The organism is Chelativorans xinjiangensis (genome assembly GCF_009812055.1).
Classification (GTDB): Bacteria; Pseudomonadota; Alphaproteobacteria; order Rhizobiales; family Rhizobiaceae; genus Chelativorans; species Chelativorans xinjiangense.
The window spans coordinates 41,468-55,306 of record NZ_WQNH01000017.1; the positions used below are offsets into that span (position 1 = coordinate 41,468).

A 13,839-nucleotide genomic window follows, 5' to 3' on the forward strand; every position below is an offset into this window, starting at 1 on the left:
CGCCCAACAGCGTGCTGCTGAGCTGGGACATCAGCCCGCAGTGGCAAATCGAGGACGACCCGCTCAAAACAAGCGAGTGGGAAGTACGGTTCATCGCCGAAACCCCGCAACGCACCTGGGTCGAGATCGAGCACCGCAACCTCGACCGCCACGGCGAGGGCTGGCAAGGCGTCCGCGAGGGCGTGGCAGGCGATCAGGGTTGGCCGCTCTACCTCAAGCAATACGCCGCCCGGATGGCCACGGAGCGCTAAGGTCCGCGATCACCACTCGATCGTTTCATCTGCGGCCGGGGCGTTCGCGCCATCGACGGTACCATCCGTCGAGCACTGCCCCGCCCGGCGCTCTCCAGTCCCACGAGCTTGAGCAGCTTCGTGGACCTGCTTCGACAAGCTGGCAGGGCCAGGGCCGCGCATGTAGTGACGCTCGGGCCTGTATCTCCCGGGACGCTTAAAGAGGTCGCGCATGCGATGGAGCAGGCGCGAGCCAAGCGATTTCCTGGTGCTACTGATTGGGAAGGAAGCCATCGGCTTTCTCCACTACCTGGCAATTCGGAGCAAAAGCGGTGGCTGGTGTACCCGCGAGGGAAACCTCAAGCCGGTATTCGCGTCGTTCCCCGGGCGCGAGCGCTTCCGGCGGACCATCTCCTTTTTCCGGAAACGGACTGCTGCACGGCTCGATGGACAGGACCCCGGCGTGCTTGCGCAGGTCGTGCCAGACTTGCAGGTGGCCGAGCGTGCGTGTGTCGAAGGCGAAAGTGACGGCGAGGCCGGCCGCACCCGCGTTCGACGGGGACTTGACGACGCAACGCGCCTCGCCCTCCCCGCCGGTCGGCCAGGTTCTCGCTGGCATCAGACCGCCGTCGGGAAGCTCCGTCGGCCCCAATAGGCGGTCGCCGTTCAGTTCAATGGTGCTTCCTGAGGCAATCGCAGGGAAGCCGAGATTGAAGTGGTAGAGAATGGCTTGCGGCACTTGCTCCGCGCCCAGGTTCTCCACGGTATCCAGAATTCGCATGGACGCGCCGCCGATCGGGGCCTCGATGCGGCGCTTGAGCCGCAGGGTCTCGCCTCCATAGCGGCTCTGCACCACTTCACCTTCACAGAAAAGCGTCGGCTCCGCGCGCTCCCATTCTTCGCCGTAGCCGGTCAGCCTGGCGGGCGTGAAGGGCAGCCGGCCGTGCAGCGGCTCCCCGTTCATCGGCTGGCGGATATGATTGAGGCCGCATGTAATCAGGAAACCGCCAAAGCCCCGGTTGAAGCCGCGGCCTCCGTCGTCCTCCGGATTGATGAGGGCGGGTGCGCGGAACCCTGCGGCCGTCTGCCAGGCAAGTTGAACGCCCTGCCACGATAGCGTGCCGATATCCATCGACCGGTCGGTCAGGACCCAGAAGTCGAGCCCGCCGCCGGTGGAAAAGGAAAGGGCCCGCACGCCGCGCTCCGCGCCGTCGTCGAGCACGATCCGTCGCACGCTTGCGACCTGCCGCAGGTCGCCGACGCGCATTCTCAGTGAATCGAGCAGCTGCGAGCTCACTCGGTGACCGCCAGGCGGGCTTGGTCGCTGCGAGGCAGATCCAGGCGCGCAAAGGCTTCCGACGGTGCGTCGTTGGCACGCATGAGGTCGACCATAAGCGCGACCAGTCTGTCCTCCTGCTCCTTGTCGTTCAGCGGCTGCTGCTGGCCCGGGTCCGTCTGCAAGTCGTAGAGCCGCGTGCCGGATTCCAGGAGCGCACCGGGACCGTAGTTGTTGTACATGGGTGAGCGCTCGACCACCGGCACCTTGAGGAGCCGCGCGCCCTTTGTGAAGGAGAACGGATCGGCAATGCCGGCGTCGGCCAGTTCCTCCGGCGTGAAGGGGGCGAAGATGTGCGTCGGCATCAGCGTGTACTGATATATCTCCTGCTGCGCCAGATCTTCAGGAAAGCGGTGATAGGTATAGTGGCCGTCGGCGATGTTCACCGCCCCGCCGAAATAACCGAACAGCGCGCCTTCCCGCCGCCGCTCGCCTGCCATCATGGACGTGAGCGGATAGCCTTCCATTTCCTCGGCCGCCTCGACGCCGAAAAAGTCGAGGAAGGTGGGCGCAAGGTCGATCGATTGCGTCAAGGAGAAGGAGCGCGATCCCGCGCGATCCGGCTGGCGCGGATCATGGATGAAGAGCGGGATGCGCGCGACCTCCTCGTAGAGGTTCATGCGGTTCTTGGCCCAGAAGTCGTGCTCGCCGAGTAGGAAGCCGTGGTCCGTGGTCACCACCAAGGTGGTGTCTTTCCACATGTCGTACCGGTCAAAATAGTCGAGAAGCTCTCCCAGCAGGTGATCGCACATGGCAACCACCGCGTAGTAGTTGGCGCGCAGCTCCTCGCATTCCTCGGGCAGTTCATCGACGCGGCCGTAGCGCGGCCAATCGCGGATCGGCCCTTCCCAGCCGGTGTCGAACGGCTCCTTGAAGCGGCTCGGCGCGTGGAACGGCTCGTGCGGGTCGAAGGTCTCGATCTGCAGGAGCCAGTTGTCGGCGTCGCGGTTTACGTCGAGGAAGTCGAAGCCGTGCGCAAAGCACTGGACGGAAGGGAAATCCTTCTCCTCGCGGATGAATTCCCGGTTGACGACATTCTGCGAGAAATACTGCCGCCGCTCGGTCGTGAACTGGCGCGCATGATACATTTCGCGCAGCCGCTCCCAGTGCGGCTGGACCATCGCCTTCCAGCGGTCGCCCTCCTGTCCGCGCACGAACTCGTAGGAATCGTAGCGGTTGTGGTAGGTCGCGCCGCCATCCTCCCAATAGTGGAAATGGTCGGTGACCAAATGGCTGTAGACCCCCGCCCTCTTGTGCAGCAGCTCGGGAAAGGCATTGTCGAAGGGCTCCAGGGGCCCCCAGCTCCTGTGCAGGAAGGTGAGCCGGCCCGTCAGCATGTCGCGCCGCGCCGGCATGCAGGGCAGGCTACCGACATAATGTTTGTCGAAAGTGACGGCGCGCCGGGCGAGGCGGTCGAAATTCGGCGTCGGGACGCGCTTTCCCCCATAGGGCGAAAGCATGTGCCGGTTAAGCGAGTCGAAGAGGACGAAGACGACCTTCATTTCACTGTTATCCCCGAGATTTTCCGAACGTTCGAATATGGGCGCCCGTCATTTCACCGCCCCTTGGGTCAGCCCCTTGACGATATAGCGCTGTGCGACGAGAAGCAGCAGCAGCGCTGGAAGGATCGACAGCGCTGCGCTCGCCGCCATTTGCGTGTATTGGATCTCGAAATCCTGGGCAAATTTGGCGATGGCCACCGGGACCGTTGCCGTTTGCTTCATGCTCAGGGTCAGGGCCACGGCAAACTCGTTCCAGGAGAAGACGAAGGTGAGCACCGCTGTCGCCGCCAGGCCGGGCGCGATGATGGGCAGCACCACATGCCGCAGCAGGATGGGCGTCGTGGCGCCGTCCATCCTGGCGGCTTCCTCCAGCTCCCGCGGCACATCCCGCACGAAGACGCTCATCAGCCACAGCGCCATCGGCAGGTTCAGTGTGGTGTGCGCCAGGATGAGGCCGATGAAGGTGTTGTCTAGCCCGACCGGCCGCGCCATCGCGTACCAGGCGCTGGCGAGCGCTACCGGCGGGATCATGTGGAAGATCAGTGTCCAGGCGAGGAATACATGCACGATCCAGCCCGGCCAGCGCATGCGGTGGAGCGACCATGCCGCCAGCGTGGCGACCGCCAGGCAGAGCGCGGTGCTGGCGATGCCGACGATCAGCGAGTTGCGGTAGTTGAGCAGGAAATCCGATGTCTTCGAGAACAGGACCTCGGCGAAATTGAACCAGACGGGACTGAAGAAGAACTCGCCCATGAGCAGCGAGATCTGCGTGCGGAAACCGGCGGCGACCGTCCAGGCGACCGGCGCGATGACGATGGCCGCCGCGGCAACGAGGACGAGGTGGGTAAGCGCGATGCGCCCTTGGCGAGAGACGGGGCCGTTCATCATGTCCTCCCGAGGCCGCGGCGGGCCGAAAGGGCGATGACGAGCAGAAGCGAAACGAGGAAGATGACGGCAACGGACATGGCGGAGCCGTAGCCGATGCGGTCTTCGGTGAAGAAGCGCTGGTAAAGCGTGAAGCTGACCACCTCCGTCGCCGTCCCTGGACCGCCACTCGTCAGGAGGTAGACCTCGTCGAACACCTTGAAGGCCAGCACGAGGCGGAAGGCGAACGTTACGACTATGGTGGGTATCATCAGCGGCAGCGTGATGTAGCGAAACTCCTGCCAGGGCTTCGCGCCATCCACTTTCGCAGCCTCGAAGATGTCCTGCGGCAGCGATTCGATGCCGGCGAGAAAGAGCAGAAAACAGAATGGCGTCCAGTGCCAGATGTCGACGACGATCACCGACAGGAGGGCCGTCTCGGCGGAGCCCAGCCAGTCGTGCTGCATGACGCCTAGGAGCGCGAGCCCCTGGTTGATGAGCCCGAAATCGTAGTTGAGCATCAGCTTCCAGATGGCGCCAATGACGATGCCGGGAATGAGGATCGGCAGGATGAAGATCGCGCGGTAGAGGACGCGGCCGCGCGTCACCTTGCTGCACAAAAGCGCAAGCCCGAGCCCCAGCACCATCTGGCCAGCAACGGCGCAGAAGGCGAAGATGAAGGTGTTGACGAGCCCTGCCCTGAACAGCGCGTCGGAGCCGAGCGCACGATAATGCGACAGGCCCACGAAGCTGCGGGTGGAGTCGCCGCCAGCCCAGGTGATGTCCTGGAAGCTGCTTACGAACAGGTTGGCCAGGGGAAGCACGCTGAGCAACAGCATCAGCGCCAATGCCGGTGAGATCGTCAGCCAGCGCCACAACCGGTCATCGCCGAACGCGGCGCCAGCCTTGCGCCCGCCTGTCCGGTCTCCCACCAGTGTGGCGACCGAGGCCGTGCTCATCGTGACTCCCCCTTTCCGCCTCAGAGCGGCTCTATCTGGCTGGTATCGTACTGGTGCTTGTCCATGATGGCGTGGATCTCGTCGGCCATGCCGTTCAGCGACTCGACGGCGGAGATCTCACCGGCGATGGCTCGGTTGAGCCCGAGCTCCAGCACGGCGATCACCTCGCTCGCTTCCGGGAACTGGTAGATATTGACGGCGTGCGGAAGCGCCTGCGCCAGCGGCTTCATCCAGCGGTAGCGGTGCTCGTCGGCGATCGGCTCGTCGTAGACCGCCGCGTGTACGGGGATGCCGCCGGCCTCCGCCGTGGTGAGCTGGGCCTCCTTGGTCTGGAACCAGCGCAGGAACTCGACTGCGGCGCGCTTGCGCTCGTCGGGTATGTTGTGGGCGATGCCTGCCAGCCAGTGGCCGAGGCCGGGCGCGGTCGGCAGCCCTGGCAGCGAGGGGGGCGGGCCCCACTCCACCTTGTCGACGACAGCAGACTTGTTTGGGTCGTCCATCTGCGACCACGCTGCGATCACCATCATCACGTGGGCAGCCTGCCCGGTCACAATGCTTTGAACGACCTCGGCCTGGTCCATTGCCGCCGTCTTGGGATGTCCGGCCTCACGGGCAAGTCGGATATAGTATTCGAGCGCTTCCCGCCCTTCCGGGCTGTTCAGCGTGACTGTGTAGTCTCCGGACGATTGGTCCCTGAAGATGCCGCCGCCATGGCCGTAGAGATAGGGGTAGAAGTCGTAGGCCACGGTGTGCGGGCCGCGCGCCCCGCGCTGGACGATGCCGTAGCGCTGCGGCGGCTCATGGAAGCGGCGCGCGTTCTCTTCCAGCTCGGCAAAGGTGGCCGGCGCTTCGAGTCCCGCCTCGGCATAAAGGTCGCCGCGATAATAGAGCATCGGGATATTGGGCTGGACGGGCACCGACATCAGCTTGCCGTCAGCTGTGACGGTCTTCTTTTCAGCGTTGTAGTAGACAGTGTCGCCCAGCGTGTAGACCTTCGGATCGAGCTTGAAGCCCGGATCGATATCCGTGATGGGTGCGACGAAGCCGCCGGCGTACATCTCCGTGAACCAGCCGGAGTTCATGATCAGGATGTCGTACTGGCCCTCGTTCGCGCGCACCGAATTGCGCTGCTTTTCGAGTGAGCCCGCGAAAGGATTGACGTCGAGTTCTACCCGGTTGCCGGTCTCGGATTCGTAAAGTTCTACGGTCCTGCGGAAGCTATCGAACCAGGGCGACTGGTTGATGACGATGGTGATAGGCGCAACCGTCTGCGCCCACAAAGGCCGCCATGTGGCAGCCGTCGCTGCGGCCGCTCCCATGCCGGCAAGGGCGTGACGTCTGTTGATTTCGGGCAGATTCTTCATGATTTCCTCCCTCACGACGACCTCGTGCTCCGAGAGGAAATTTTCACAAAAGTCCCATTCCCACAAATAAATAACTCGGCCTTATCGATGCCGAATCGGAATGATTAGTTGGTAGGCTCCTGCTTGCAGATCGCGACCAGCTCCTCGACGATCGCCTCTGCCGCCGGCGAGAGCCACCCGTCCTTCCGTGTGACGATGCCGGCGCTGCGGAAGGCGTCGAGCTCCGGCACCTTGAGCATGACGAGGTCGACCGCCTCGGGCAGCTTGAGCGTGGTCGACACTGTGAATGTCAGCGCATCGGAAAAACGAGCCATCTGCAGAAGAAATGCCAAAGAATCGGTCTCGACGACCGCTTTCGGGGACGGGAGGTCCATGGCCGTGAACAAGGCTTTCAGTCTCTGGTGAGCCCGCGTCGTCTCCGGCGGCATCGCCCAGGGATATTTCAAGAGCTCCGGGGCAGCGAGATTTCGCCTGCTTGTAAGCTCGTGATTCTTCCGGCAGCACACACCCAGCCGATCAGTGGAGAGCGGCTGCATCCTGAGGTCGCGGGCAGCATCCGAGGCGGGCAGTTCGGCAACGACGAGGTCGACCTCCCCGTGGCGCAAGGCCCGCAGCAGCGCATCGTCGAAGCCACCCTCGATCCTGACCCTTATCGATGGATTCTTGGCGGCAGCCTTCGCCACGGCCGCCGGCAAAAGCCGCCTCAGCCAGGCTGGTCCTGCTCCGATCGTCACGGTGCCGACCTTGCCTCCACGGAGCGCCTCGATCTCGTTCTTCGCATCGCCGAACTGGACCTTTATGGCTTCCGCATGCCGCAACAGGCTCTGGCCGTAGGGTGTCAGTTCCATCCCACGCGGCATGCGCTCGAACAGCTTCACGCCCAGTTCGAGTTCCAGCGCTCGTACGGTCTTTGTGAGCGTCGGCTGCGCGATTCCCAAGGTAGTCGCCGCGAGGGTCATGCTTTTACATTCCGCGACCGTCAGAAAGTACTCGAGTTGGCGAATATTCATTTGAGTTTAGCAGATAGGAGAGCGGCGAAATCGGATTGTAGCCCACGCAAGCCAGCAAAGGCCCGCCACCATTGGTAGCGTGTATGTCTGGTTTGGAAAAGCTCTGGAAGGTCGGAGGACTCTTCCCTTGAGCGCACCGCCGGTCAATCCAAATCGTCCCGTATGCAGGCCTTCGCGTGTCCGGGCGCGACTTCGCGCAGCGCGGGAACGGGCCCGGCGCAAGCGTCGAGGGCAAAGGGGCAGCGGGTTCTGAAGACGCATCCTGAGGGCGGGTCGGCCGGACTGGGTATGTCGCCGGTAAGGATCTGCCGCTTTCCGCGGCGTGCCGGGTCCGGCGACGGCACCGCCGATAGCAGCGCCCGCGTATAGGGGTGACGCGGACTGGAATAGAGCGCCCGGCTGGGGGCGATTTCCATGATCCGCCCGAGATAGAGCACGATGACCGTGTCGGCGACATATTCGACGACCGCCAGATCATGCGCGATGAAAAGCATCGTCAGCCCGAGCCGCAGCTGCAGGTCGCGCAAAAGGTTGATGATCTGGGCCTGTATCGACACGTCGAGCGCGGATACGGGTTCATCGGCGACGATCAGTTCGGGTTCGAGTACCAGTGCCCGCGCAATGCCGATGCGCTGGCGCTGGCCGCCGGAAAACTCGTGCGCGTACCGGCTGAAGGCATCGGCCGGCAAGTCGACCGCGGCAAGCGCCTTCACCGCCTTCTCGGCGCGCTCGGCCCTGGTGCCGACGCGCTGGATTTCGAGCCCCTCGGTGAGGATTTCACCGATGGTCATTCGTGGCGACAGACTGGCGAACGGATCCTGGAAAATGTACTGCACGCGGGCGTGGAGCTGGCGCAACTGCCGGGCCGAGAGCCGCGTGGTCTCGACACCGTCGAAGCGCACGCTGCCTGAGGTCGGCTCGATCAATTGCGCTGCCATGCGGCCGATGGTGGTCTTGCCGCTGCCCGATTCGCCGACCAGGCCGACCACCTTGCCGCGCGGAACCTCAAACGAGACGTCCTCCACTGCCCGCACCACCGGGCCGCGGCCGAATGCGACAGGCGCGAAGTGCTTGGTCAGATGGGTGACGGAAAGCAATGGTTCCTCTGGCATGGTCAGATTTCCTGCCATCGGATGCAGCGGCTCGCATGGCCTTTCCCCGTGTCGACAAGGTCCGGGAAGGCGGTGGTGCAGGCGTCGATCGCATAAGGGCAGCGGGGCGCGAACGCACAGCCGGGCGGCAAGTCGATAAGGCTCGGAACGGAGCCGGCAATCGTCTGCAGCGGAGCACCGGCCTCCTTGAGCGCTGTCGCTTCACCGAGCTGCGGCACCGAGCGCATCAGGCCCTTGGTATAGGGGTGACGGGGGTGGGAAAAGACGCTGGGCACGTTCCCCGCTTCGACGATCGAACCGGCATACATCACCGCAACCCGGTCGGCGATCTCGGCAACAACGCCGAGATTGTGGGTCACGAACAGCATCGCCATGCCGCGCTCGGCCTGGAGTTTGGCCAGGAGGTCGAGGATCTGGGCCTGGATGGTGACATCGAGCGCCGTGGTCGGCTCGTCGGCGATGAGCAGGGCTGGATTGCAGGCGAGCGCCATGGCGATGGTGGCGCGCTGGCGCATGCCGCCCGACAGCTCGTGCGGGTATTGCCTAACCCGCCGCTGCGGGTCGGGAATACCGACGTCGACCAGCAGCCGAACGGCATCAGCGATGGCTTCACGACGAGACTTTCCCAGATGGATACGGATCGGCTCAGCAATCTGCTCACCAATGGTATAGACCGGGTTGAGGCTTGTCAGCGGCTCCTGGAACACCATTCCGATGTCGTTGCCTCGGATGCAGCGCAGGGTCTCGTTATCGAGGGCCTGAAGTTCGACCGTCTCGCCGGACTTGCGTCGCAGCATCAAGCGGCCCGACGCGATCCGCCCGATCCCTTTGGGCAACAGCCCGACGATGGAAAGGCTGGTCACCGACTTGCCCGAGCCGGACTCGCCGACGAGAGCCAGGGTCTCTCCGGCGGCGATGGTGAGGTCCAGGTCGCGCACTGCCGCCACCTCGCGGCCGCCGATGCGGAACGTCGTCGTCAGTCCTTTGATCTCGATGACGGGCAGACCTGCCATCAACTACTCCAGGAGGCCAGTTGCACGCAGGATCGTGTCGATGCGCGCAGCTTCTTCGCCGTTGAGTGCACGTTGCGGACGGGGCATGAGATTGGTGTCGATGATCCCGAGACTGCGCATCGCGGTCTTGAACGCACCGATGCCGGCGGAGCCGGTGCTGGTGCGCGGCAGGCTCACCCGGACCATTTCGAACAGACGGCACAGCCTCTCCTGCTCCGCGCGCGCTGCTGCGATGTCTCCCGCCTGGCAAAGATCCCACAACCGTACATAGCCACGCGGATCGACATTGCCGAGGCCGGGCACCACACCGTGCGCGCCCATGCCAAGTGCTCCGTCGACCAGGATTTCCGAACCCGTCATCGCGAAAAAATTGGGATCCGCTGCCATGTCCATCAGGACATACCGGAAATTGCCGTCGTCACCGCTTGAGTCCTTCAGTCCGGCGATCGCGCCCTCCCGTGCCAATGTCACGGTCGTGGCGCGCTCGAGCTTGGTGCCCACGCAAACCGGTATATCGTAGGCGATGACCGGCACATCCAATGCTTCGCGCACATAGCGGAAGTGGTCGATGATCTCCGGCTGGCTGGTGCGGGTGTAGAATGGAGCGGTCACGACCACCGCATCCACGCCGGCTGCCTGTGCGTTGCGCGCATGCTCGATAACGCACTCCGTCGTCGGGGCGATGACGCCGGCGAAGATGGACACCCTGCCCCCGGTTTGCTCGACCGCGTGCTCGATGATCTTCACACGGGTGGCTTCGTCGTGAAAAACGACCTCGCTGGTCGAGCCAAGGACGAACAGGCCGTGCACGCCGGCATCCAGCAGATGGTCGATCACCCTGGAGAAAGAAACGTAGTCGACTTCGAATCGTTCGTTGAGCGGCGTGACGACCGGTGGAACGACACCTTTGAACAGAGGCATGTGAGACCTTCTTTTTGAAATTCAGTTGAGATCGGCGCGCGGGTTGAAGGCATCGCGAAGCCCGTCACCCACGAAGTTGATGGCGAGGACCGTTATGACCATTGCCGCGCCGGGGAACATCCACTGCCAGGGGTAGCTTTCCAGAACGAGCGTCGAGCGCGCCGAGTTGAGCATGTTGCCCCAGCTCGCCTCCGGCGGGGGCACCCCCATGCCGAGGAACGATAAGCCAGCCTCCAGCAGGATACCGCTGGCGACCTGCAGCGTCGCGTAGACCACCAGGATGTCTATACTGTTGGGCAGGCCGTGCCGCAGCAACAGATGCGGCAGACCCGCCCCCATGCCGCGGGCGGCGATGACGAAATCGCGCTCGCGCAGCTCCAGGAGGCGCGCCCTCACCATGCGCGACAGAACCGGCCAGGAGAGGAGCGAAATGACGATGATGGTGGGGGCGATGCCGGTGCCTGCGATCGACGCCAGCACCAGCAGGAAGATGACGGGCGGTAAGGTCATCGCCAGATCGACCAGCCGCATCGCAACGCTGTCGACGAACCGGCCTCCGAAGCCGGCCACTGCACCGATGACGAAGCCGATGACCGTCGAAATCGCCATCGAGACCGTCGCTACCAGCAGCGAGATGCGGCCGCCCTGCATGAGGCGTGCCATCACGTCGCGGCCGACCCCGTCGCTGCCGAGCCAGTGGGACGCCGAGGGGCCCTTGTTCATGGCCACAAGGTCGATGTCGTTGGGGGCGTAGGGCCACCAGAGATCGTAGCTGAGGATCGCCAGCACGATCGGGAGCAGGATCGCTACGCCAGCGACCGCGGCTCTGTTGGTCAGAAACCGGTCCACCGCCCGGCGCAGGGGGCCCTTGGGGCGCTCGGCAGCGAAAGCGGATGCGGACGCGGCCATCTAACTCACCTTGATGCGCGGATCGACCGCGGCGTAGATGATGTCGGTCAGCAGGTTGACGATGATCACGCAGGCCCCGGTGAGCAGCGTCGCGCACATGATCACGGGATAATCCCTCCTCGTCACGGCATTGATCATGAGAAGGCCCATGCCGGGCCAGTTGAAGACGCTCTCGATGAAGATGGCGCCGCCGATGGCGATGCCGATGGTCGAGCCGATCAGCGTTATGACGGGCAGAAGCGCGTTGCGAACGGCATGCTTGACGATGACCCAGAATTCACGAACGCCCTTGGCGCGGGCCGTCCGCACATAATCCTGGGAGAGGACCTCGAGCAGCGACGCGCGCATGTACCGCATGATCATGGCGCTGTGGGCGATCGATAGCAGGCAGGCGGGCAGCACGAGGTGGCTGAGCAGATCGCCGAGGGAAAACGGCGCTCCAGGTGTCAGCATGCCGCCCGAGGGGGCCCAGTCGAGCAGAACCGAAAATCCGTAAAGGCCGAGCAGAGCAGTCAGGAACGCGGGGCTTGAGATGCCGATGAAGGAGAGCACTGAAAGCGAGACGTCCGTGGCCGTGTTCCGGCGAACGGCGCTGAGGATGCCGGTGGCTATGCCGACGACGATGGCGATGGCGAGCCCGGAAAACATGAGCAGGATCGTCGGACCGATGCGATCGAAGACGAGCGGCAGGACCGGGATTCCTCCTCTCTGGATGGAATAGCCGAAATCGCCGCTGAGCGCCGCACGCAGCCAAGCCAGATACTGCACGGGCAGCGGCTGGTCGAGACCGAGCCCGATACGCAAGGCGTCAAGATCGGATGCGGACATCGGCACCGACGGGTTGATATAGGCGTCGATCGGGTCGCCCGGCGCCAACCGCAGCAGGCCGAAGATAAGCACAGTGAGGGCCAGCAGCATGAAGAAGCCGACGGCGACGCGGCGAATGATGTATTGCGACATGCGGAATGATCCCTGCCATCGCGGCGGACAGGCAGATGATTGCCCGTCCGCCGCTACGACTGCCTAGGTCAGGGAGCGATATCCCAGTTTTCGGGATGCGCCTGGTAGGGCCCGCCGGCCGGAGCCGGCGTCCAGTAGAAGTCCTCTAGCTTGGCGGAAGCGACCCCATAGCGGCTTGCGACCCACATGGAGCCCCATGGCATCTTCTGGTTTATGACGCTGCAGACCTGCTGCCACAGTTCGTTGGATTTGGAGGTGTCGGTTTCCGCCATCGCCGTTTCTATGGCCTCAGTCAGCTCCGGCATGTCGATGTGCATGATGTTGTTGCCCACCGGCGGCACCTGCGCGGCATTCAGGTTGACGTTCAAGCTCGCCGGGTTGGGGCCGTTCTGCGCGCCGGCGTAGACCAGCAGGAACTGTTCCCAATCCGTGCCGCGGACGATGCCGTTGTAGGTCGGCACATCAACCGCGCGCGGGGAAACGTTGATGCCGACCTGAGCGAGCATCGCCTGGATCGCCGCCATGACGTTGCCGACCTGCGGGCTGTTGTAATAGGTGAGCCAGGGGATCGTCTCGGTGCCGTTGATCTGATCCCAGCCGGCCTCGGCCAGTAGGGTCTTGGCCTTCTCCGGGTCGTAGGCGTAGTCATTGAGACCGTCCGGGACGATCTGAGGCGCCACATAGCCGCAGCTGGCCACTTTCGCGGCTCCGCCATAGAGGCTTTCGATGATCTGCTCCCGGTCGATGGCATACATGACCGCCTGGCGCACACGCACATCCTGCCATAGATCGACTTTATGGTTGAATCCGATGTAGTTGACGACGTAGGAATCGCCCTCGATCACCCGGAAGCCGTCATTGCCTTCGAAGGTCTTGGCATCGTCCGGCTCGACATAAGTGAACTGAATCTCGCCGGCTTTCAGTGCAGCGACCGCAGCGGCCGCGTTGGCGAAATAGCGGTTGATCAGACGGTCGACCTTGGGCCGGCCGTTGCGGTAGCCGTCGAAGGCCGCCAGTTCCACATACTGGTCACTGACATATTTAACGAACTTGAAGGGTCCCGTGCCGACCGGCTCGGTCGACCACCAGTCGCTATTGGCAAGCTCGGCGGGATCTCTGGGGCCGAGAAGATGCTCGGGCAACATCATCACCTGCGTCAGGATCGCCAGGAAAGCCGCATTGGGCTTGCCGAGGGTGACCACGGCCGTGCTGTCGTCGGGCGCTTCAACGGAGGCGATGTCTCCGAGCCTGGCGGCAAAGAGGCTGCCACTGTCCGGGTTCTTGGCCAACTCCAGTGAGAACTTCACGTCAGCCGAGGTGAAGGGCTCGCCGTCATGCCACTTCGCGTCGGCCAACTTGAACGTGTATTGCAGACTATCCTCGCTTATCGAAACATCCGCTGCGAGGGCGCCGACAATCTCGCTGAGATCCGGATTATAGATGACCAGAGGCTCGTAATAGGTGCTGAGCCAGGTGAAGCCTGCCGTCGCCTGATGTGGATGGAAATTGCCGGGATAACCGCCCGGCCCCACGTCGAACCCGCCGGTGATGGTCTTCTCGCCCTGCGCCATCGTCGTCGGGATTGTCAGCGCGGTTGACGCCAGCAAAATTCCCGCTGCCGCCATAAGGCGGCCGAAAGTCCGTCGTTGCATAGTCTCC

General features: G+C 63.6%; 12 protein-coding genes. All 12 read right to left on the reverse strand.

The window, feature by feature from the left end; genetic code table 11:
• Positions 1-501 precede the first annotated feature (501 nt).
• The 12 genes from GM910_RS13020 to GM910_RS13075 all read right to left on the reverse strand — a co-directional run bounded on the left by GM910_RS13020 (position 502) and on the right by GM910_RS13075 (position 13,832).
• On the reverse strand, positions 502-1,497 hold the full coding sequence (locus GM910_RS13020; protein ID WP_159587988.1) for a DUF4432 family protein: 996 nt from the start codon (positions 1,495-1,497) through the stop codon (positions 502-504).
• 26 nt (positions 1,498-1,523) lie between these two features.
• Positions 1,524-3,068 (reverse strand): sulfatase, encoded by a 1,545-nt coding sequence (locus GM910_RS13025; protein ID WP_159587989.1) that lies wholly within the window; start codon positions 3,066-3,068, stop codon positions 1,524-1,526.
• Between the two features lie 48 nt (positions 3,069-3,116).
• Positions 3,117-3,953, reverse strand: a complete 837-nt coding sequence (locus GM910_RS13030) for a carbohydrate ABC transporter permease (protein WP_159587990.1) — start codon at positions 3,951-3,953, stop codon at positions 3,117-3,119.
• Positions 3,953-4,891, reverse strand: a complete 939-nt coding sequence (locus GM910_RS13035; RefSeq protein WP_159587991.1) for a carbohydrate ABC transporter permease — start codon at positions 4,889-4,891, stop codon at positions 3,953-3,955. The genes GM910_RS13030 and GM910_RS13035 overlap by 1 nt, the downstream gene beginning before the upstream one ends.
• Before the next feature lie 20 nt (positions 4,892-4,911).
• Positions 4,912-6,255 carry an extracellular solute-binding protein gene (locus tag GM910_RS13040; protein ID WP_159587992.1) on the reverse strand — a complete coding sequence of 448 codons (1,344 nt, stop codon included), beginning with the start codon at positions 6,253-6,255 and terminating at the stop codon, positions 4,912-4,914.
• 104 nt (positions 6,256-6,359) lie between these two features.
• Entirely contained in the window at positions 6,360-7,265 is a 906-nt protein-coding gene (locus tag GM910_RS13045; RefSeq protein WP_159587993.1) for a LysR family transcriptional regulator, read from the reverse strand.
• A 143-nt stretch (positions 7,266-7,408) separates the two neighbouring features.
• Positions 7,409-8,377 (reverse strand): ABC transporter ATP-binding protein, encoded by a 969-nt coding sequence (locus tag GM910_RS13050; protein ID WP_159587994.1) that lies wholly within the window; start codon positions 8,375-8,377, stop codon positions 7,409-7,411.
• A 2-nt stretch (positions 8,378-8,379) separates the two neighbouring features.
• Positions 8,380-9,390, reverse strand: a complete 1,011-nt coding sequence (locus tag GM910_RS13055; RefSeq protein WP_159587995.1) for an ABC transporter ATP-binding protein — start codon at positions 9,388-9,390, stop codon at positions 8,380-8,382.
• A 3-nt stretch (positions 9,391-9,393) separates the two neighbouring features.
• Positions 9,394-10,311 (reverse strand): dihydrodipicolinate synthase family protein, encoded by a 918-nt coding sequence (locus GM910_RS13060; RefSeq protein WP_159587996.1) that lies wholly within the window; start codon positions 10,309-10,311, stop codon positions 9,394-9,396.
• Positions 10,312-10,332: 21 nt separating this feature from the next.
• On the reverse strand, positions 10,333-11,220 hold the full coding sequence (locus GM910_RS13065) for an ABC transporter permease (RefSeq protein ID WP_159587997.1): 888 nt from the start codon (positions 11,218-11,220) through the stop codon (positions 10,333-10,335).
• Positions 11,221-12,180 (reverse strand): ABC transporter permease, encoded by a 960-nt coding sequence (locus GM910_RS13070; RefSeq protein WP_159587998.1) that lies wholly within the window; start codon positions 12,178-12,180, stop codon positions 11,221-11,223.
• 68 nt (positions 12,181-12,248) lie between these two features.
• Positions 12,249-13,832: an ABC transporter substrate-binding protein gene (locus GM910_RS13075; RefSeq protein WP_159587999.1), complete on the reverse strand. Its 1,584-nt coding sequence runs from the start codon at positions 13,830-13,832 to the stop codon at positions 12,249-12,251.
• Positions 13,833-13,839: the final 7 nt, after the last annotated feature.

What these genes read in the sequence shown, in the direction of transcription:
- GM910_RS13020 (WP_159587988.1), bottom strand. Translation starts at nt 1,497, where the DNA reads ATGCGCGTCGGCGACCTGCGGCAGGTCGCAAGCGTGCGACGGATCGTG.
- GM910_RS13025 (WP_159587989.1), bottom strand. Translation starts at nt 3,068, where the DNA reads ATGAAGGTCGTCTTCGTCCTCTTCGACTCGCTTAACCGGCACATGCTT.
- GM910_RS13030 (WP_159587990.1), bottom strand. Translation starts at nt 3,953, where the DNA reads ATGAACGGCCCCGTCTCTCGCCAAGGGCGCATCGCGCTTACCCACCTC.
- GM910_RS13035 (WP_159587991.1), bottom strand. Translation starts at nt 4,891, where the DNA reads ATGAGCACGGCCTCGGTCGCCACACTGGTGGGAGACCGGACAGGCGGG.
- GM910_RS13040 (WP_159587992.1), bottom strand. Translation starts at nt 6,255, where the DNA reads ATGAAGAATCTGCCCGAAATCAACAGACGTCACGCCCTTGCCGGCATG.
- GM910_RS13045 (WP_159587993.1), bottom strand. Translation starts at nt 7,265, where the DNA reads ATGAATATTCGCCAACTCGAGTACTTTCTGACGGTCGCGGAATGTAAA.
- GM910_RS13050 (WP_159587994.1), bottom strand. Translation starts at nt 8,377, where the DNA reads ATGCCAGAGGAACCATTGCTTTCCGTCACCCATCTGACCAAGCACTTC.
- GM910_RS13055 (WP_159587995.1), bottom strand. Translation starts at nt 9,390, where the DNA reads ATGGCAGGTCTGCCCGTCATCGAGATCAAAGGACTGACGACGACGTTC.
- GM910_RS13060 (WP_159587996.1), bottom strand. Translation starts at nt 10,311, where the DNA reads ATGCCTCTGTTCAAAGGTGTCGTTCCACCGGTCGTCACGCCGCTCAAC.
- GM910_RS13065 (WP_159587997.1), bottom strand. Translation starts at nt 11,220, where the DNA reads ATGGCCGCGTCCGCATCCGCTTTCGCTGCCGAGCGCCCCAAGGGCCCC.
- GM910_RS13070 (WP_159587998.1), bottom strand. Translation starts at nt 12,180, where the DNA reads ATGTCGCAATACATCATTCGCCGCGTCGCCGTCGGCTTCTTCATGCTG.
- GM910_RS13075 (WP_159587999.1), bottom strand. Translation starts at nt 13,832, where the DNA reads ATGCAACGACGGACTTTCGGCCGCCTTATGGCGGCAGCGGGAATTTTG.